We start from the raw sequence: 19,226 nt of genomic DNA, 5'->3' as shown, positions 1-19,226 counted from the left end.
GGCCGCGACCCGGGTCGACGAGATGGTGCCCGTCCCCACCATCGAGGAGTTTCCCGTGACCCACAGACGCTCGTGCCGGGCACGACTCGCCGCCGCCATCGGCGCGCTGGCGGCGCTCGTGCTCGCCGTACCCGTCACCCTCACCGCCACCCAGACCGGGGCGCTCGCCGTCGGCCCCGACCTGCTCCCCGTCACCGTCGCCAACAACACCGGCCGCAGCGAGGCGGTCCACCTCTACATCCTGGGCACCGACATCCGCCCCGGCGGCGGCCTGGGCTACGTCAACGCCGCCGGCGCCTTCACCCGCTGGCCCGCCGGCGGCATCCCACCGACCCCGGCGCCGGACGTGTCGATCGCCGGCCCGCCCACCGGCGGCAGCGTCACCGTCCGGATCCCGCGCTTCATCTCCGGGCGCATGTACTTCTCGTTCGGCCGCAAGCTCGACTTCCGGCTCACCCCGGACGGGGTCGTCCAGCCCGCGCCGTGGGCGGCCGGCGACCCCAACCGGGACGTCCTGTTCGACTGGTCCGAGTTCACCTACAACGACGCCGGCCTGTGGTTGAACAGCTCGCAGGTGGACCAGTTCGCCGTGCCGCACGCCGTCTCCGTCACCAGCGGCAGCGGCGTCACCACGAAGACCGGCGAGCTGCTGAACAACGGCCGGAACACCGTCATCAACGCCGTCAAGGCGCAGCCGGCCTTCGCCCGCTCGGTCGTCACCCGCGCCGACGGCACCGTGCTGCGCGTCCTCGCGCCGGGCAAGGCCATGGACGCCGGCCTGATGGATCCCGCCTACCTCGACTCGTACATCAGCTCGGCGTGGAGCGCGTACACCAGCCGTACCCTCACGGTCGTGCCGCGCACCAACGAGCCGAACCGGCGGTTCTTCGGCCGCACCGTCGGCAGCACCATGGTCTTCACCGACTCGTCCGGCGCGCAGGTGGCGACGGTCGCCAGGCCGACCACCGGCAACGTCTGGGGCTGCGACGGCGTCTTCAACGCCCCGAACACCCCGCCGTTCATCGAGCCGGAGATCAAACGCACCCTCTGCACCGCGCTGAACCGCGGCACCCTCGGCCAGTTCGACACCGAGCCCCGGCTCGACGCCACCACCTTCTACAAGAACAGCGCCCCGAACCACTACTCCCGCATCATCCACGCCAACATGGCCGACGGTAAGGCGTACGGCTTCGCCTACGACGACGTCGGCGGCTTCGAGTCGCTGGTGCACAGCGGCGATCCCCGTTCGGCCGCCATCACCCTGACGCCGTTCGGCGCCGGCGGCCCGACCGGACCGCCGCCGACCACCCCGCCGGCCACCGGCGACCTGGTGGTCAGCAACTGGCACCAGAAGTGCGTCGACGTACCCAACTGGAACTTCGCCGACGGCCAGCGGCTCATCGTCTGGGACTGCCACGGCGGCACCAACCAGCGCTGGGAGTTCGTCAACGGCACCCTGCGCACCCAGAACAACAAGTGCATGGACGTCGCCTGGGGCTCCACCGCCAACGGCGCCGCCATCCAGATCGCGACCTGCTCCGGCAACCCGGCCCAGCAGTTCGTGCTCAGCGCGGCGGGTGACCTGGTCAACCCGCAGGCGAACAAGTGCGTGGACATCGCCGGCTGGAACCCGAACAACGACGCGGTGCTCCAGCTCTGGGAGTGCACCGGCGGCGCGAACCAGAAGTGGCATCGCGGCTGACGGCGGCCTCCCGCGATCCGGCGGCGGCGGCCGACCCCTGGCCGCCGCCGCCTCCGCGCGATCGGCCCGGCGTCGACCGCCCCGGCCGGTCCGCTCCGATGTGGGCCCCGATCGCGGGTCAGAGGGACTTCGCGACGTCCACCAGCTGGTCGAGCGCCGCGCCCCAGCCCTCGGTGAAGCCCATGTCCTCGTGCTGCTTGCGGGCCGAGGCGTCGGCGTGGATCGCCGTGGCGGTGTACCGCGTACCGGCGCCGTCCGGTGCGATTCGGACCACCGCGGTGAACGGGAAGCCGTCCTCGGCGACCTGCGGGCGGAACCCCGGGCCCAGGGCGGAGGTGAACACCAGCGTCGAGCCCTCCTCGACCACCAGGATGCAGCCGTCGCTGGGGAACTCCTCACCCTCCGGCGAGCGCATGACGGTGTGGAACCGGCCGCCGGGCTGGAGGTCGATCTCGCAGGACGAGGTCGACCAGGGCTTCGGGGCGAACCACCGCACGATCAGCTCGGGTGTGGTCCAGGCCTTCCAGACCAGTTCCGGGGCGACGTCGACGGTGCGCTCCAGGACGAGGTCGAGCTCCGGGTTCGTGGTGTAGGCGGTCATGTCTGCTGCTCCTTCAGGTCGTAGAGAAGTGAATCGAGTTGATCGAGGCGGCGGGTCCAGAGCGCACGTTGCGCGGCGAGCCAACCGTCGGCCCGCCCCAGCGACCCGGGCGCCAGGCGGTAGGTCCGCACCCGTCCCCTCTTCTCCGAGGTCACCAGGCCCGAGCGCTCGAGCACATTCAGGTGCTGGGTGAACGACGGCAGTGCCATCTCGAACGGACGCGCGAGGTCGCTGGTGGTGGCGGGGCCCCGGCCCAGGAGTTCGACGACGCGCCGGCGGGTGGGGTCCGACAACGCGTGGAACACGTCGTCCAGCGACGCGTCGACCGCGCCGCCACCATCGCCGGAATACTTAGCCATCCACCTAAGTATGCGGGGCGAAGGGCGGTCAGGTCCATACCCTGGCGGAAGTCGGGCTCCAACACCGGCGTCGACCGGTCCCCCGGGCATCGGTCGCACCTCGCTGCCGATGGCGGGCAGAGCGGTCGTACCGCCCGCTCCCGGCCCGGACACCACGTAGCGTCGATCGAATGGAGGTGCTGCTGCGCGGCGGGCCGGGTGACGGTCAGGTCGTCCCCGGCGGCGGGGAGACCGTCCGGTGGCAGGCCTGCCTGTACGAGATCACCTCCGAGCGGGCCTACCGGCGCGGGCGCGACCTGCGGGTGTACCGGCACCGCGTCGACTGCTGCGAGCCGTACGGCCGGGGCGCCGAGGACAGGTGCGAGTAGCGATCGAGCGAAGGGGCCGGCTGCCAATCCGGCCCCCGGCCGGTCCTCGGCTGGCACAGTGGGCTGGTGGGAAACCGGTGGCGCGGGCGACTGGGGCCGGCCGTCGGGATCGCACCGGGCGCCCGGGTGGACCGGTTCGAGGTCTTCTTCGACCTGGTCTTCGTCTTCTCCTTCTTCATCATCACCCGGGCCACGGCCGCCAACATCACCGGCCGGCAACTGCTGCACGCCATGCTCGTGCTGGCCGTGCTCTGGTGGTGCTGGGTGGTGCACAGCGTGGTGGCCACCCGGGTCCGGTTGGGCGAAGGCTTCGTCCCGGTGCTGATGGTCGCCGGGATGGCGGCGGTGTTCTGCTTCGCGTTGTCGCTGCCGCAGGCGTTCGGCGACCCGAAACAGACGGCCGCCGGGCCGATGGTGGTGGCGGTCAGCTACGTGGTGATCCGCGGGGTGCACCTGCTGCTGTACTGGCACGTCGCCAAGGAGCGGCCGGGCGAGCGGCGACTGCTGCTGAAGTACTCCCCGGAGCTGGTGGCCAGCACCCTGCTCCTGCTGGGCGCCGCGCTGATCCCGCCGCAGATCGAGGACGCGGGCCGGGCCGGGATGGTTCGGGACGGGCTGTGGGTCAGCGTCGTCCTGTTGCAGTACAGCGCCGGACTGGTCGCCGGCGCCTGGGGCTGGATGGTCACCTCCGCCGAACACTGGACGGAGCGCTACGACCTCATCCTGATCATCGCGCTGGGCGAGTCGATCATCTCCGTCGGCGTCGGCGGCAACCTCCTCGGCCAGCCGGTCACCTGGCCGGCGATCACCGCGGCCGTGCTGGGCATCGTCTTCACCGCCGCCCTGTGGTGGGCCCACTACGACGTGATCGCACCGGCGGCCCGAATCGCGCAGCACGTCGCGCTGGGGCACGCCCGGGTGTCGATGGCCCGCGACGCGTACGCCTACCTGCACCTGGTGATGATCGCCGGGGTGATCCTGTTCGCCCTCGGGGCCGAGGAGATCGTGCGGCAGATCGCCGACCCGTCGGTCAGCCTCGCCGAACCGGCGCACGGCCCCGGCGTACCGCTGCTGTTCGGCGGGGTGATCTGCTACCTGTGCGCGGACATGCTGTTCCAGCTGCGCACCCTGCGCACCCTGTCCTGGAGCCGGGTCGGCACCGTGCTCGTGCTCACCGCCGCCATCCCGGTCGCGACCCACCTGCCGGGACTGGCCGCCTTCGCCCTGCTGACCGCGATCTGCGTGGCGTTGGTGGCCGTCGAGGTGGTGGTGATGGCGGACGCCCGGCGAGCCCTGCGGCAGGCGGCCCTCCACGAGCGGACGACCTACGAGAAGCACGAGGCCGACTGGCGCGCCCGCTGGCACGAACAGGCCGCCGACGATCCACCCGACAATCCACCGGCCTAGCGGTCGGCGACCACGCCGGTGTTCCGGACGGCGCTGTCTCCGCACCCGCCGGCCTGGCATGATCCGACCATGCCGGTCAACCGTCGTTCGCTGCTCGGACTCGGGCTCTCCGCCGCCACCGCGGCGCTCGCCGGCTGCCGGGCGGCACCGCCCACGGGCCACGCCGGTGCGTGGCGGACGCCGGGCGCGTCGGCGCCGGGCCAGGGCGCCGCCGCGGTCACCGGGCCCGTCGTCCGCACCTCCCCGGTCAGCCGGCGACTGACCACCGTGCTCACCGGCTACCTGAAGCCGACCAGCCAGAACCCCGCCCACCCGATGTACGCCGGGGCGGTCGCGCTCGCGCTCAACGGCGGGCAGCCGTACGCCGAGGCGGCCGTCGGCGAGGCCCTGCGCTTCGGTGCCGGGCCGGTCCTCCTGCCGTCCGCCGAGCGGGTCCGGATGCGCACCGACTCCATCTTCGACCTCGCCTCGATCACCAAGGTCTACACCTCCATCCTCGCCCTGCGGCAGGTCGACAAGGGTCGACTCGACCTCGACACGCCGGTCGTGAGCTACCTGCCGGAGTTCACCGGCGCCGGCAAGTCGGCGGTCACGGTCGCCATGCTGCTCGCGCACACCAGCGGGCTCCCGGTGGGTGCCTCGGTGACCGGCTACGCCACGCTGGCCGAGAAGTGGCAGGCCGTCCTGGCCACCCCGCTGGTCAGCGGGGCGATCCCGGGCCGGGTGTTCCGCTATTCGAGCGTGGGGCTGATGGTCGTGGGCAAGCTGGTGGAGAAGGTGACCGGCCAACGGCTCGACCAGGCGCTGAAGACCGAGCTGACCGACCCGCTCGGCCTGCGCTGGACCGGCTTCAACCCGAACACCTGGCTCAGCGCCACCGACCGGGCCACCCGGCTGGTCGCCACCGACGCGCGCTCCTCGCGGGGACTGCTCCGGGGCGTGGTGCACGACGACGTGGCCAACCACCTGGGCGGCATCGCCGGGCACGCCGGCATCTTCAGCACCGCCCAGGAGGTCGCAGTCATCGGCCAGTTGCTGCTCGACGGCGGCACGTACGGCGGACAGCGGATCCTGGCAGAGAGCACCGTCCGCCGGATGCTGACCAACGCCAACGCCGGGCTGCCCGCCGTCGACCCGGAACGCCCGAACCGGACCGCCGACCACGGGCTCGGCGTGGTGCTGCACCAGCCGTGGTTCATGGGTCGGCTCAGCGCCCCCACGACCTTCGGGCACACCGGCTTCACCGGCACGTCGCTGCTGGTGAGCCCCGCCCGCCGGACCGTCTTCGTGCTCCTCACCAACCGGGCCCACCCGAACTGGAGCTGGGCCAACCCCGATCCGGTGCGGGTCGCGACCGCCAACGTCCTGGCCCGCCTGCCCATCCTGTCGGCCACCGGCACCAGATGACGGCGGCGCGGCGGTCCCGTCCCACCTCGCCGAGCGACGGGCGTCGCGGTCACCGGGTCTCGGGCAGGGTGACCGGCGGGCCGAACCGGACCGGGACGCCGGGCGAATAGAGCACGCTGGCCGGCGGTCCCGGCGGCGGCGGCAACCCGGCGGCGGCGACCAGTTCGTCGTCCAGGCTCAGCAGCTCGGCCCGGTGCAGCGGCCAGCGGGGATGCCAGTTCGGCAGGTGCAACGTGCGCCCGTACGCGCGGGTGTGCAGCCCCCAGCGGGCGGTGACGAAGTGCTCCAGCGGGGTCGGCTCGACGATCGGCTCCCCCACCCGTACCACCATCCGGCTCGACGCTCCGACCGGGCCGGGCCAGCGCCGCCGGCACCGGTAGGTGTAGCGGTCACCGTCGCGGTCCAGCCGCATCGCCGACCACAGGTACGGCAGTCGCAGCGTCGCCCGGGCGACCAGCACCGGCACCAGCCGGGACGCGTCGAGCGAACGGAACACCACGGCCCGCCGGCCGGTGCGGTCGACCGAGTAGAGCCGGACGTTCGTCTCCGCGAAGCTGCCGAAGTACGGCACCCCCGGCCCGGTGCCGAGGCCCAGCCCCACCATCCGGAAACCGATCAGGCCGACGTAGCTGAGCCCGTCGAGGGTGTCCGGACGGGTGCCGGCGGGCAGCAGGGGCGCGACCAGCTCCGGCGCGACCGCCCAGTGCAGGAAGGTGAGATGCTCCCAGCGCTGCCCCAGGATCGCCCGCCGGAACCGCTGCTCCGGGGCGCAGTCGACCGGCTCGATGTCCACCCACCCATCCTGCCCCGTCGGCGGCCGGCGGTCGGCTCCCCCACCCGGCCGGAGATCAGCTCACTGTTGTCGATTGCCGGCGTTTCCGGGCCCGGTCCGGGCTACGGTCGTCCGGTGAGGGCTCGTACCCGCGCGGTGGAGGCACTCAAGGCTGATCCGTCCATGTCGTCGCTGCGCCGGTCGCTGGAGTCCTACTACGGCGATCCGGCACGCGAGGCGGCGATGGACGAGTTCTACGCCCGCTTCGTCCGGCCCGGCGACGTGGTCTTCGACATCGGAGCCCACGTGGGCGACCGGACCGGCAGCTTCCGTCGCCTCGGGGCGCGCGTCGTGGCCGTGGAACCGCAACGCCTGTGCGTGCGCGCCATCCGGCGCATCTATGCCGGGGAGGACGACGTCGTCGTCGTCGAGGCGGCCTGCGGAGCGCACGACGGCAGCGTCCGCCTGCACGTCAACTCCCGCAATCCCACGGTCACCACGGCGTCCGCGCACTTCCTGCAGGCGGCGCACGGCGCCGGCGGCTGGGAGGACGAGGTGTGGGACGCCACGGTCGAGGTGGCCGCCACGACGCTCGACTCCCTGATCGACCGTTACGGCACGCCGACCTTCATCAAGATCGACGTCGAGGGCTTCGAGGAGGCGGTGCTGGCGGGGCTGAGCCGCCCGCTGCCCGCGCTCTCCTTCGAGTTCACCACGATCGAACGGGCCGTGGCGCGACGCTGCGTCGCCCGCCTCACCGCGCTCGGCTTCGAGGCATTCAACATCGCGTTCGGCGACGACATGGCCCTGGCCTTCGGAGAGTGGATGTCGGCGACGGAGCTGGCGGAGCGGCTCCGGTCGCTGCCCCACGAGGTCAACTCCGGTGACGTCTACTGCGTGGCATCGACCGCCGGGTAGCGCCCGTGCGCCGCCTCCTCCCCAGGGAGGAGACCGGACTCCGACCGATCGGGGGCGGTGTCGTCCCGGCCCCGTGCCGGCCGCGTCAGGCCCCTGATGGGTGGCTGGCCCTCCCCGGCCCGCTCGGGGAGGCCGGGGCGCGATCCGGCCCGGCCGGCAACGGCGTGGTCGCGGACGGCGGGGCGGACGGAGCGCCGACCGGCCGCCGGGGGCGCGTGACGGGCGCGCCGTCCGGGTGGGGCTTCCCGCCGGGCGGCAGGGCGGTGGGGGCCGGCGCCGGCGGCACCTGCCGTGGCGGGCCCCCCGTCGGGGTGTGCGGCCGGCCGTCCGGCGCCCCTCCGGCCGGCTTCTTCGGCCGGCCCGCCGGTGCCGGTGCGGTCGGTGTCGGCCGGGCCGGGGTGCGCGACGCCGCCGGATCGTCCGGCGGAGGCACTGGGACGGTGGACGTTGCGGGGTCCGTGGCGGGCGGCACCGGCACGGTGGCGGTTCCGTCCGGGTCGGACGGCACCGGCACGGTTCTGCTGCCGATGTCCGCGCCGGGCGTCGCCGGGGCCGTCGCGACCGGGGACGGCAGCAGGTGGCGGAGCTCGTCGATGTCGCCCCGCAGCCGGACGACTGTTTCGTCGTCACCGAGGCTGCCCAGCAGGACCGCGGCCCGCTCCAGGTGGTGGCGGGCGTCGGCGTACCGGCGGTCGGCGAGGTCCTGCCGGGCCTCGTCCAGGATCCGCCCGATTTCCCGTTCGGTGACCAGCGACTCGGCCCGGTCGGCGTAGACCAGCTCGGTGACCGGCCAGAACAGGCCGCCCGGTTCGGCCCGAGCTGCGCCCAGCCACAGTCCCCCGACGACGGTGAGCAGGCTGAGGGCCGCACCGGCGAGCGCCGTCCGCCGCCGTCCCCCGGGCCGCGCCGGAGCAGCGGGCCCGGCGGTTGCGGCGGGCCGGAGCCGGCGGGCCGGGAGTGCTGCGGACGGCGGAGCCGCCGGGGATCCCGTCCCCTCCCCGGACTGCTCCCGCTCCATCCTGGATTCCACCTGCTCGGCCCGCGCCACCAGCTCGGTGCGCCAGTCGGCGAGCAGGGCGGTCACCGGGTCGTCGGCGGGGTGGTCGGGGGGTGGCGGCTCGCCGCGGTTGAGCGCGTCGAACAGTCGGTCGTCCCGCAGGACCGGGTCGGTCGGCGGGGGTACGTCGCCGGTCACGGGATCATCCGGGCGAGGGTGTCGCCGGCGATGACGCGCAACCGGGTCAGCGCGCGATGCTGCGCCAGCCGTACCGCGCCTCCGGTCATACCGAGCACCGTACCGACCTCGTCGGCGGTCATACCCACCCCTAGCCGCAGCACCAGGATCTCCCGGTGCGTCGCCGGCAGTTGCGCCAGCAGGGCGCTGAGCCTGGCGCCCAGGTCAGCCGTGACAGCACGCAGCTCCGGGCCGGGGCGGGGGTCCGGCGCGTCCGGAACGGCCGCGACGCTGTCCGTACGGTCGCGGCTCGCGGCCCGACATGCGTCCGCGACCTTGCGGGCGGCGATGCCGTAGACGAAGGCGAGGAAGGGACGACCCTGATCGGTGAAGCGCGGCAGGGCGCGCAACACGGCGAGGCAGACCTCCTGGGCGACGTCCTCGGCGGTGGCGCCACCGGCGCCGACATGCCCCAGCCTGGCCAGGCTGTAGCGCACGACGATCGGCCTGATCCCCTCCAGGACCTCCGCGACGGCGGCCGGGTCACCGGCGGCGGCGCGACGTACGACATCGGGTGGCGGTGTGTCCATCGCGGTCGCGGGCCCTTCTCCGTGCAGCTGGATCGACGGTAGCCGTCCGCCGTCCCGCCGCCAACACGACGGTGATGAAACACCGCACCGACATCCGGCGATAACCCGGCAGGAGTACGAGCGCTCCGCCCACCTGGCCGCTGGACGCCAGGTCCGACGTTATGCCCCATTTTGTGCTGATTTATATATTTCCAATAACGAATGCCTCCGCCCTCTGGTTCGGGCGCGGCCGGCTGCGGCAACCTCGGCGTGGGCCAACCGCCCCTACCGCACGTGGAGAGGAACCCCCATGCGCAAGACACTGGGCGTCGCGATGCTGACCGGCATCGTCGTCGCCGCCTCGGCGACCGGCGCCACCGCCGCCCCCCGCGCCGAGACGGACAGCGGCTACATCGTCGTCCTCCGCGCCGACGCCAACTCGTCGTCGGTCGCCGCCGAGCAGGCCAGGGCCAACGGCACCACCGTCGGCCACGTCTACGAGCACGCCCTGCGCGGCTACTCCGCCCGGATGAGCGCGACCGCCGCCGGCCGCATCGCTCGGGACCCGCGGGTGCTCTTCGTCCAGCCTGACGGAGTGGTGACGGCCACCGCCCAGACCACGCCGACCGGCATCAACCGGGCCGACGCCGAGCTGAGTCCGACCGCGAAGATCAACGGCGCGGACGAGCGGGTCGACGTCGACGTGGCGGTCATCGACACCGGCATCGACCTCACCCACCCCGACCTGAACGTCTACACCGCCGGCGCCAAGAACTGCTCCACCGGCACCAGCGCGAACGACGGCAACGGCCACGGCTCGCACGTCGCCGGCACGATCGGCGCGCTCGACAACAGCATCGGCGTGGTCGGCGTCGCCCCGGGCGCCCGGGTCTGGCCGGTACGGGTGCTGAACAACGCCGGTAGCGGCACGTTCTCGGCCATCATCTGCGGCATCGACTACGTGACCGCGCACGCCAGCGAGATCGAGGTCGCCAACATGAGCCTCGGCGGCTCCGGCTCCGACAGCGCCTGCGGCAGCAACAAGGACGCCATGCACGAGGCGATCTGCAGGTCCGTCGCCTCCGGCGTGACGTACGTCGTCGCGGCCGGCAACGAGACCGACAACGCGGCCAACCACGTACCCGCCGCATACGACGAGGTCATCACCGTCAGCGCTCTCGCCGACTTCAACGGACTCCCCGGCGGCGGCGCGGCGGCCACCTGCCGCAGCGACGTCGACGACACCATCGCCGACTTCTCCAACTTCGGCGCGGACGTCGACCTGATGGCCCCGGGTGTCTGCATCTACTCCACCTGGAAGGGCGGCAGCTACAACACCATCTCCGGCACCTCCATGGCCAGCCCGCACGCCGCCGGTGGCGCCGCCCTCTACAAGGCGACCCACCCCACGGCCACCCCGAGCGCCGTGAAGTCGGCCCTCCAGTCAGCCGGCACCACCAACTACAGCTGGCCGGCGGGCGACCCGGACGGCGTCCAGGAGAAGCTGCTCAACGTCGCGACCTTCTGACCGACGCCCGACCGCCCCGGCCCGGATCCGGGCCGGGGCGGTCACCTCCGGACAGGCCGCCCGCCACCTCGACCGGCGGCGAGGACGTGGCCTCTCGCTCGGGGTACGCGGGCCGGCAGCCGTTCCCCGGTCCGATGTCGCGTCTCCTCCCCCGGGAGGAGACGCGGCTCCGACCGCCGGCCGCTTCCCGGGCCCGAGGTCGGGCGCGCTCGGGAGGCTGGTTCACGAGCATCTACAGGCATGACTACCGCACTGCGCCGGGCGGCACACTGGCACCGCCCCATGTTGGTCTTCGTCGCGGCAATGGCGGTGCTCGCCATCGTCGCCGCGATCGGCATCGGCGCCGATTCCCGCGTCCTCACCGGCGTGCCGATCTGGCTCAAGCCGTTCAAGTTCGCCGTATCGTTCGTGCTGTACGGCACCACCCTCGCCTGGATGCTCTCCCTGCTGCCGCGACGCAGCCGGACCGCGGAGCGGGCGGGCACGGTCATCGTCGCGATGTCGCTGGCCGAGATGGCGGTGATCGTCGGGCAGGTGCTGCGCGGCACGACCAGCCACTACAACGAGACGACCCCGCTGAACGCCGCGCTGTGGCAGGTGATGGGGGCGTCGATCATGGTGCTCTTCGTCGCGCACCTCGTCATCGGCATCGTGGTCCTGCGGCAGCCGATGGCGGACCGGGTCGCCAGGTACGCCGTCGGCTCGGGGCTCGGCCTGTCCCTGCTCGGCATGCTGGCGGCGATACCGATGGTGGTGCCCAGCCAGGACGTGGCCGCCGAGGGCATCGCCGGGGCGCACAGCGTGGGCGTACCGGACGGCGGGCCCGGGCTCCCGCTGGTCGGCTGGAGCACCACCGGCGGCGACCTGCGGATCGGGCACTTCGTCGGGCTGCACGCCCGGCAGGCGCTGCCGATCCTGGCGATCCTGCTGAGCCGGTTCCTCGGGACGTGGCTGGACGAGCGCAGCCGGGTGCGGCTGATGGTCGTCGCGGGCGCCGCCTACGGCGTACTCACGATGCTGTTGACCTGGCAGGCGCTGCGCGGACAGCCGCTGCTGCGGCCGGACGCCCTCACGCTGGCCGCCGCCGCGGCGCTGGTGGCCGCGACCGCGACCGCCGCCGCGCTGGTTCTCGCCGGCCGACGCCGCCCGGAACTGGCGCTGGCCGCATGACCGCGACGCTGTTCACCCTCACCTTCGCGCTGGCCGCGCCGTTCTGGGCGCTGATGCTGCTCCTGCCGCGCTGGTCCGGGACCGCCCGGATCATCTCGTCGCCGCTGATCGTGCTGCCGGTCCTGGTGAGCTATGCGCTGCTGGTGCTCCCGGCGCTCGCCGACGTGCTGCCGGCCGTGACGGCGCCGACCCTGCCGGGGGTGCGCGGCCTGCTCGGCAGCGCCGACGGCGCGGCGGCGGCCTGGGCGCACATGGTCGGGTTCGACCTGTTCGTCGGCCGGTGGGCCTGGCTGGACGCTCGGGAACGGGGGGTGCCGGCGCTGGTGATGGCTCCGGTGCTGGTGCTGACGATCCTGCTCGGGCCGCTCGGGCTGGCCGCCCACCTCGCTGTCCGGGCGAGGTGGGCCCGGCCGGCGGTCGTTCCGGCCCGCGAGCCGCAGCGCCTAGGCTGATCCGGTGGGGTGGGTGGGACGACTCTTCGACGCGCGCGACACGTTCGCGCGGATGCTGCTGCTGGACCTCAGCGGCGTCGGCTACCTGGTCTTCGGCGCCCACGCCGGACGCTCACCGACGACCACCCAGTGGAGCCTCGCGCTGGTCGCGTTCGCCGTCGGGCTGGTGTGCCACCGCCGGGCGCTGGTCAACCTGCTGGCGCAGGCCGCGCTGCTGGCGGTCGCCATTCAGCTCCTCGACGACACCACGATCAACCAGGTCGGTGCCAGCTGGGCCCTGCTGGAGCTGGCCATGCGGGCGGACCGGCCGCGGCTCATCTGGCTGGCCGCCGGGCTGCTGGCCGCGGTGGACCTGACCGACTCGATCGGCGACCCGCTCCGGCGGTTCCTCTCCGGCGTCTTCGGGCTGACCGTGGAGGTCGGCGTGCCGCTGCTGCTCGGCCTGGTCATCCGCACCACCCGGGAGCTCGGCCGGCAGGCCGAGGAGCGGGCGGCGGCCGAGCAGCGCCGACGTGAGTCGGAGAGCCGCGCCGCCCGCGCGGACGAACGCAGCGCCATCGCCCGCGAGCTGCACGACGTGGTCGCGCACCATGTGGCGTCGATGGTGCTGCGGGTGGGCGTGGCCCGGCACGTGCTGACGGAGCTGGATCCGCGGGTGGGCGCGGTCTTCGACGACGTGCACGGCACCGGGAGCGCCGCCCTGGCGGACCTGCGCCGGCTGGTCGCGGTCCTGCGCGACCCCGACGGGGTACGCGGCGACGCGGCGCTGACCGCGATCGAGCCGGCGGCGCTTCCGGCCGCCCTCGGCGCGGCGGTCGACCGGGCCCGCCAGGCCGGTGTCACCGTGGAGGCCGACATCGACCCGGCGGTCGGTTCGCTCGACGCCGTCCGGGGCCTGGCGGTCTTGCGGCTGACCCAGGAGGCGCTGACCAACGTGGCCAAACACGTCGGCACGTCCGCGCGGGCGCGCCTGGCGGTGTCCGTGGTCGACGGGGCCGTGCACTGGGAGGTCCGCGATGACGGGCGCGGCCGGGTGCCGGCGGCGGTACCGCCCGGCGGTGGCCACGGCATCACCGGCATGCGCGAGCGCGTCGAGGTCCTCGGCGGCCGGCTGGAGGCCGGCCCGACCGGCGCGGGTTGGCGGGTACGCACCGTGCTCCCGGCCGCCCCGTCGACCGCTCCCCCCGGCCCGCCGGTCCCCCGCGCCGGCTCGGCCGCACCCCACGAGACGGAGCTCGCATGATCCGCGTCCTGCTGGTCGACGACCAGCACCTCATCCGCGCGGGCCTGCGCATGCTCTGCGACGCCCAGCCCGACATCGAGGTCGTCGGCGAGGCCGACAACGGTCGCGACGCCATCAGCCTCGCCGCGCGGCTGGTGCCCGACGTCGTCGTGATGGACCTGCGCATGCCCGGCGTCGACGGGATCACCGCGACCAGCCGGATCCTCGCCGACCGCCCCGCCACCCGCGTGCTGGTGCTGACCACCTTCGGCGACGACGACCACCTCTATCCGGCCCTGACCGCCGGCGCCTGCGGGTTCCTGCTCAAGGACGCACCCCCGGCCGACCTGCTCGACGGCGTCCGCCGCGCGGCCGTGGGCGACAGCCCGTTCAGCCAGGAGGTGCTGCACCGCCTGGTCCAGCGCGCGGTGCACGCCCGCCCCGAGACGCCGCAGCCGGCCCCGGGACTGACCGCGCGTGAACAGGACGTGCTGAACCTCGTCGCCGAGGGGCTGTCCAACACGGAGATCGCCGACCGGCTGCACATCGGCGTCACCACGGTGAAGACCCACATCACCAGCCTGATGACCAAGACCAACAGCCCCAACCGGGTACGCCTGGCCCTGTTCGCCCGCGGCGGCTGAGCGACGCCTGCGCAGGCTGCAAGCGCGCGCTGTGCCGGAGGGTCTCGGGCCGCTGTCCCGCTCCCCCCGCGGTCGAAAGTCGCTTGCCGGGCACGGTGGGCTCCGGGATGGTGGTGTCCATGACGTTCTGACGGACAGCACCCCCTGCTCCAGGCCACCGCGGCGCCGACCGGCGCCGTCATGCCGCCCGTCCGTACCCTTCCGCGAGAAGCGAGCGTCCTTGTCTCAGCACCACTACCGGCGGGAGTCCCTGCCGCCGTCCACCCCGGCCACCGTCACCGTGTTCGCCTCCCCCACCAGCTGGATCGAGTCGAATGCCCTCGCGCAGTGCCAGCAGGTGGCCGCCCTCGACGGCATGATCCACGTCGCCGGCATGCCGGACCTGCACCCGGGCAAGGGCGCCCCCATCGGCGCCGCCATGGCGTCGACCGTGTTGTATCCGTTCCTGGTGGGCTCCGACATCGGTTGCGGCATTGCCGTCTTTCCCATCAAGCTCATGCGCGCCGTCCCCGAGAAGCTCGCCGCCCGATTCCCCGACCTCGACCGCCCGCTGGACCCCGAGCGGGATGCCGACGACCCGGCCTGGGCCGTCGTGAAGGGCGACGTTCCCGCCGGTCACGTCGAGGGCCTCGGAACGGTCGGCCGGGGTAACCACTTCGTCGAGCTGGCGCGGATCGACAGCGTCGTCGAGCCGGACCACGCGAGCCGTCTCGGGCTCGCCGCCGGCGACCTCGTTCTCATCGTCCACAGCGGTTCCCGAGGGCTGGGCGAGCGGATTCTGCGGGCGCACACCGAGGTCCACGGCGCGGGCGGCGCCCCTGATGCCGCCGCCTACCTGGCGATGCATGACGACGCCGTACGCTGGGGTTCGCTCAACCGGCGACTGATGGCCGCCCGGGTCGCCCATGCCCTGGGAACGGAACCCACCGAGCCGATCGTCGATCAGTGCCACAACCTGGTCGAGGTTCGCGACGGGGTCTACCTGCACCGCAAGGGCGCGGCGCCGGGTGACGGCCGCGACGTGCTCATCGCCGGTACGCGCGGCACTCCCTCCTACCTCGTGGCCGCCCACGCCGGCCCGGATGCCAACCACTCCGTCGCCCACGGCGCGGGCCGCAAGATGTCCCGGGCGGACGCCCTGCGCAGGGGCCGGGCCAAGCACACCGTCGAGGAACTGCGCCGTACCCCGGTGGGGTCGCTGGTGGTGTGCGGGGACCGTCAACTGCTCTTCGAGGAGGCACCCACTGCCTACAAACGCATCGAGCAGGTGATCAGCGACCTCGTCGACCACGACCTGGCCACCCCCGTGGCCACCACGGTCCCCCTGGTCACCTACAAGACGCCCGACATCGGGTCCACAGCCCGATCGGACCGCCGGAACCACCGCCGTGAGCGGGCCCGGCCATGAGCGTCCACCTGCTCATGTCCGCCGGGCGTGGCCCGCAGGAGTGCGCCTGGGCGCTGGCCCAGCTGCTGGGCCGGCTGGCGGCCGACGCCACCCGGCAGAATCTGGTGACCCATCGGGTCCAGACCGTACCCGGGGACCGGCCCGGCACCTACCGGTCGGCACTGGTCGAGATCTCCGGCGCCGGCGCCGAGGCGTTCGCCGCCTCGTGGAGCGGAACCCTGTGCTGGCAGGCCTCCAGCCCCTACCGCGCGGACGCCGGCCGGAAGAACTGGTACGTCACCGTCCGGCCGTGCCGGGTCGACAGCCCGGTCACGACCTTCACGGAAGCAGATGTCGACATCGTCGCCTGCCGTACCGGCGGCCCCGGCGGTCAGCACCGCAACAAGGCCAGCACGGCGGTACGGGCGACCCACCGTCCCTCCGGCCTCGTCGTCGTGGTCGACACCGAGCGGCAGTTCAGCCTCAACCGCCGCATCGCCATCCAGTTGCTGCGCCAGCGCATCGAGCACGGCGACGAGACAGCGCGGCGCGCCGCCACCACCGCCCGATGGCGCATCCACGACGAGCTCGTACGGGGCAACCCCACTCGCATCGAACGTCCACATCCGTCAGGGCAGGACACGGCCACACCGCATCGGCCACGCCGGCGACGGCGGCAGTCCGCACAGCCGCGCTCACCGCGGTAGGAACATCGCATCCGCCACCGAGGGGATCGGCACAGCGGAGCGGCGCTCAGGAGAAGCTGACGCGGGGCGGGTAATGCAGCGGCGTCCCCATGCCCGCCCTCCGGTGCGGTTCCGGCACGTCAGGTCACGATGAGCGGCTGTCACAGATTGTGGCGGTCGTCGGCCGGCAGGCGAGGCGGCTCCGGCGGCTCGGGCGACTGGTCGGGCTGACCAAGCTGCGCGACCTGGGTCGGATCGAGGACCCGGGAGAGGAACGAGCGGGTCCGTTCGTGCCGCGGCGCACCGAGCACCTCCTGCGGCGGCCCCTGCTCGACCACCACGCCGCCATCCATGAACACGACCCGGTCGGCCACGTCCCTGGCGAACGCCATCTCGTGGGTGACCACCATCATCGTCATGCCGTCCTCGGCCAGGTTGCGCATGACGGTGAGCACGTCACCGACCAGTTCCGGATCGAGCGCGGAGGTGGGCTCGTCGAAGAGCATCAGCTTGGGCTCCATCGACAGCGACCGGGCGATCGCCACCCGCTGCTGCTGCCCGCCGGAGAGCTGCGCCGGGAACGCCGTGGCCTTGTCGGTCAGGCCGACCCGCTCCAGGTTCTCCCGGGCGATCCGCTCGGCCTCCGCCCGGCCGCGCCGGAGCACCTTGCGCTGGGCGATGGTGAGGTTGTCCAGCACGGTCAGGTGCGGGAAGAGGTTGAACGACTGGAAGACCATCCCGATGCCGCGGCGTACGGAATCGATCTCGACATCCGGATCGGTCATCTCGACCCCGTTCACCCAGATCTTGCCGGCGGTCGGCTCCTCGAGCAGGTTCACGCACCGCAGCAGCGTCGACTTGCCGGAACCGGACGGCCCGATGACGCAGACCACCTCGCCGTGGCCGACCTCGAAGTCGATGCCCTTGAGCACTTCGAGCGGACCGAAGGACTTGTGCAGGTCGCGGATCTCGACGGCGGGCCGGGGTTGGGTGGTCGTCATGTTGGTCACCGAGCCTTGGCGTAGCGGAGTTCGAGACGTCGTACCACCTGGGAGAGGGGCAGCGTGATGACCAGGTAGGCGAACCCGGCCACCAGCAGCGGGGTGGCGTTCACCCGGTCGTTCAGCGTGTCCCGACCGAACTTGGTGACCTCGATGGTCTGCGCGGTCACGCCGAGCACGTACGCGAGCGACGAGTCCTTGGTGAGCAGGATGAGTTCGTTCGTCAGCGGCGGGATCACGACCCGAAACGCCTGCGGGATGACAATGGTGCGCATCGCGGTGAAGTGCGACATGCCGAGGGTGCGCGCCGCCTCCATCTGCCCCTTCGGCACGGCCTGGATGCCCGCCCGGATGGTCTCGGCCATGTACGCCGCGGCGGTCAACCCGAGACCGATCGCGATCGAACCGAACACGCCGCCCGGAATCTCGCGCTCCGGGAAGGCGATCGGAATGCCGTACCCGACGAGGAAGAGCACCAGCAGCGCGGGCAGACCCCGGAACAGCTCGATGTACGCGGTGGCGACCCAGCGGTACGGCGCCACCCGGGACAGCCGCATCAGCGCGAGGATGGTGCCGAACACGAGGCCGAAGGCGAACGCACCCAGCGTGTAGAGGATCGTGTTGCGCAGCGCGACGGTGATGATCGTCGGGAACATCGACTCGATGATGTCGACGCGGAAGAACGCCTCTCTGAGCCTGTCCCAGTCCGCGGCGAAGATCACCGCGGCGATGACGGCGATGAAGGCCAGGTACTGGAGCCAGAGGAACAGCCGCTCTCGCTGGCGGCGTCGCAGCTTCACTGTTCGATGCTCCTTGCTACGCACAGGTTGAATACGCGGAGGGCGCGCGACAGGCGCGCACCCTCCGGTCGTGGGGTTCGATCAGGCGGTCGGCCGCTTGCCGATCCACTTCTCGTAGACGGCGTCGTACCTGCCGTCCTGCTTGGCCTTGGCCAGCACCTCGTTGATCTTCTTGAGCAGTTCCGGGTTGCTGTCCTTCTTCACCGAGAACCCGTACTGCTCGCCGGTGTCGAACTCGGCCGCCACCTCGAAGCCGCCGGGGTGCTCCTTGATGTACTCGGTCCAGACCGGCAGGTCGTTGATGGCGGCCTCCACCTGGCCGTTGGCGAGGGCCTGCTGCAGGGCGGCGAGATCCTCGAACTCGACGAGTTGCAGGCCCTTCTCCTTCTCGAACTTCCGGGCGTAGTCACGGCCCGTGGTCGCTGCCTGGACGCCCAGCTTCTTGCCCTTGAGGTCGTCCAGCGACTTGAGCGGCTTGCCGGTCTTGACCAACATCGCCTGCGTCGCGTCGAAGTACGGGTCGGAGAAGTTCATCACCTTCTGCCGTTCCTCGGTGATCGTCATGCCGGCGGCAGCCGCGTCGCACTTGCCGGTGTTCAGGTCCTGGCCGGACTTGATCCCCTCGAACGGTGTATCGACGATCTTCTGTTCCACGCCCAGTTCCTTGGCAACCAGGTCCATCACGTCGACGTCGAACCCGATCACCTTGCCGCTGGGATCCTTGGACTGGAACGGCGCGTACGGCAGGTGGGTGCAGACGGTCAGCTTGCCCTTCTCGACGAGCTTGACCCCGCTGGCCTGGACCTCACTGTCATCCTTCTTGGCGCATCCCGCGCTCACCGCGAGGGTGGCGATCGCCACGATCAGGCCAGCCTTACGGACTGCGCTGTGGAAAGTCACGCTGTGTCCCTCCGGTTCGGCGCCCGTATGACAGGCAGCCACTGTTGGTGCAAAGACGATGTGACAGGCGACGGTACCTGATTCGGCAAGCCCTACCTAGTGCCTCGTCTTCGAACGTTGATCGTGTAATCCGTCGGTTCTGAGGATTCGTCCGGCAGT

At 72.3% G+C, this 19,226-nt stretch carries 20 protein-coding genes; 12 read left to right on the top strand and 8 right to left on the bottom strand.

The window, feature by feature from the left end; translation table 11 throughout:
• Positions 1–55: 55 nt before the first annotated feature.
• A complete protein-coding gene (locus V6U89_RS25530) occupies positions 56–1,702 on the top strand; it encodes a beta-1,3-glucanase family protein (RefSeq protein ID WP_334574338.1) in 1,647 nt (548 codons plus the stop codon).
• 118 nt (positions 1,703–1,820) lie between these two features.
• On the opposite strand, the gene V6U89_RS25525 is transcribed toward V6U89_RS25530, so the two are convergent.
• Together V6U89_RS25525 and V6U89_RS25520 are read right to left on the bottom strand one after the other, a co-directional pair.
• The gene (locus V6U89_RS25525) at positions 1,821–2,303 is read right to left on the bottom strand and encodes an SRPBCC family protein (protein ID WP_334574336.1); all 483 of its coding nucleotides are present in this window, start codon (positions 2,301–2,303) and stop codon (positions 1,821–1,823) included.
• On the bottom strand, positions 2,300–2,662 hold the full coding sequence (locus V6U89_RS25520) for an ArsR/SmtB family transcription factor (protein WP_334574335.1): 363 nt from the start codon (positions 2,660–2,662) through the stop codon (positions 2,300–2,302). Before V6U89_RS25520 ends, V6U89_RS25525 begins: the two co-directional genes overlap by 4 nt.
• 170 nt (positions 2,663–2,832) lie before the next feature.
• On the opposite strand from V6U89_RS25520, the gene V6U89_RS25515 reads away from it, so the two are divergent.
• The 3 genes from V6U89_RS25515 to V6U89_RS25505 all read left to right on the top strand — a co-directional run bounded on the left by V6U89_RS25515 (position 2,833) and on the right by V6U89_RS25505 (position 5,844).
• Entirely contained in the window at positions 2,833–3,030 is a 198-nt protein-coding gene (locus tag V6U89_RS25515; RefSeq protein ID WP_334574333.1) for a hypothetical protein, read from the top strand.
• 63 nt (positions 3,031–3,093) lie between these two features.
• Positions 3,094–4,437, top strand: coding sequence for a low temperature requirement protein A (locus tag V6U89_RS25510; RefSeq protein ID WP_334574433.1), 1,344 nt, complete (start codon positions 3,094–3,096; stop codon positions 4,435–4,437).
• A gap of 69 nt (positions 4,438–4,506) precedes the next feature.
• Positions 4,507–5,844 carry a serine hydrolase domain-containing protein gene (locus tag V6U89_RS25505; protein ID WP_334574331.1) on the top strand — a complete coding sequence of 446 codons (1,338 nt, stop codon included), beginning with the start codon at positions 4,507–4,509 and terminating at the stop codon, positions 5,842–5,844.
• A gap of 49 nt (positions 5,845–5,893) precedes the next feature.
• Here V6U89_RS25505 and V6U89_RS25500 read toward each other — a convergent pair whose 3' ends face one another.
• Complete coding sequence (locus V6U89_RS25500) at positions 5,894–6,637, bottom strand: YqjF family protein (RefSeq protein ID WP_334574329.1); 744 nt, start codon at positions 6,635–6,637, stop codon at positions 5,894–5,896.
• A gap of 162 nt (positions 6,638–6,799) precedes the next feature.
• Here V6U89_RS25500 and V6U89_RS25495 point away from each other — a divergent pair, with 162 nt between their 5' ends.
• Positions 6,800–7,534 carry an FkbM family methyltransferase gene (locus tag V6U89_RS25495; RefSeq protein ID WP_334574431.1) on the top strand — a complete coding sequence of 245 codons (735 nt, stop codon included), beginning with the start codon at positions 6,800–6,802 and terminating at the stop codon, positions 7,532–7,534.
• Between the two features lie 85 nt (positions 7,535–7,619).
• Here the strand turns inward: V6U89_RS25495 and V6U89_RS25490 are convergent, their stop codons facing one another.
• Together V6U89_RS25490 and shbA are read right to left on the bottom strand one after the other, a co-directional pair.
• Entirely contained in the window at positions 7,620–8,729 is a 1,110-nt protein-coding gene (locus tag V6U89_RS25490; RefSeq protein ID WP_334574327.1) for an anti-sigma-D factor RsdA, read from the bottom strand.
• A complete protein-coding gene (gene shbA, locus V6U89_RS25485; protein ID WP_334574325.1) occupies positions 8,726–9,298 on the bottom strand; it encodes an RNA polymerase sigma factor ShbA in 573 nt (190 codons plus the stop codon). The genes V6U89_RS25490 and shbA overlap by 4 nt, the downstream gene beginning before the upstream one ends.
• A 289-nt stretch (positions 9,299–9,587) precedes the next feature.
• Between shbA and V6U89_RS25480 the strand changes: the two genes are divergently transcribed.
• The 7 genes from V6U89_RS25480 to prfH all read left to right on the top strand — a co-directional run bounded on the left by V6U89_RS25480 (position 9,588) and on the right by prfH (position 16,387).
• Entirely contained in the window at positions 9,588–10,805 is a 1,218-nt protein-coding gene (locus V6U89_RS25480) for a S8 family peptidase (protein WP_334574323.1), read from the top strand.
• A gap of 240 nt (positions 10,806–11,045) precedes the next feature.
• Positions 11,046–11,975 (top strand): hypothetical protein, encoded by a 930-nt coding sequence (locus tag V6U89_RS25475; RefSeq protein WP_334574320.1) that lies wholly within the window; start codon positions 11,046–11,048, stop codon positions 11,973–11,975.
• Complete coding sequence (locus tag V6U89_RS25470; protein ID WP_334574318.1) at positions 11,972–12,427, top strand: ABA4-like family protein; 456 nt, start codon at positions 11,972–11,974, stop codon at positions 12,425–12,427. The genes V6U89_RS25475 and V6U89_RS25470 overlap by 4 nt, the downstream gene beginning before the upstream one ends.
• Before the next feature lie 4 nt (positions 12,428–12,431).
• Positions 12,432–13,670, top strand: coding sequence for a sensor histidine kinase (locus tag V6U89_RS25465; RefSeq protein WP_334574315.1), 1,239 nt, complete (start codon positions 12,432–12,434; stop codon positions 13,668–13,670).
• Entirely contained in the window at positions 13,667–14,293 is a 627-nt protein-coding gene (locus V6U89_RS25460) for a response regulator transcription factor (RefSeq protein WP_334574312.1), read from the top strand. The genes V6U89_RS25465 and V6U89_RS25460 overlap by 4 nt, the downstream gene beginning before the upstream one ends.
• Before the next feature lie 220 nt (positions 14,294–14,513).
• Positions 14,514–15,701 (top strand): RNA ligase RtcB family protein, encoded by a 1,188-nt coding sequence (locus V6U89_RS25455; RefSeq protein WP_334574310.1) that lies wholly within the window; start codon positions 14,514–14,516, stop codon positions 15,699–15,701.
• A complete protein-coding gene (prfH, locus tag V6U89_RS25450) occupies positions 15,698–16,387 on the top strand; it encodes a peptide chain release factor H (protein WP_334574308.1) in 690 nt (229 codons plus the stop codon). Before V6U89_RS25455 ends, prfH begins: the two co-directional genes overlap by 4 nt.
• A 140-nt stretch (positions 16,388–16,527) precedes the next feature.
• On the opposite strand, the gene V6U89_RS25445 is transcribed toward prfH, so the two are convergent.
• From V6U89_RS25445 to V6U89_RS25435, 3 genes are all read right to left on the bottom strand, one after another.
• On the bottom strand, positions 16,528–17,367 hold the full coding sequence (locus tag V6U89_RS25445) for an amino acid ABC transporter ATP-binding protein (protein WP_334574306.1): 840 nt from the start codon (positions 17,365–17,367) through the stop codon (positions 16,528–16,530).
• 5 nt (positions 17,368–17,372) lie between these two features.
• A complete protein-coding gene (locus tag V6U89_RS25440; protein ID WP_334574304.1) occupies positions 17,373–18,167 on the bottom strand; it encodes an amino acid ABC transporter permease in 795 nt (264 codons plus the stop codon).
• Between the two features lie 81 nt (positions 18,168–18,248).
• Positions 18,249–19,067, bottom strand: coding sequence for a basic amino acid ABC transporter substrate-binding protein (locus V6U89_RS25435; protein WP_334574302.1), 819 nt, complete (start codon positions 19,065–19,067; stop codon positions 18,249–18,251).
• Positions 19,068–19,226 lie beyond the last annotated feature (159 nt).

The organism is Micromonospora sp. CPCC 206171 (genome assembly GCF_036906755.1).
Classification (GTDB): Bacteria; Actinomycetota; Actinomycetes; order Mycobacteriales; family Micromonosporaceae; genus Micromonospora; species Micromonospora purpureochromogenes.
Note: the sequence above shows the minus strand (reverse complement) of the source record. Positions and strands in the feature narration are given on the sequence as shown.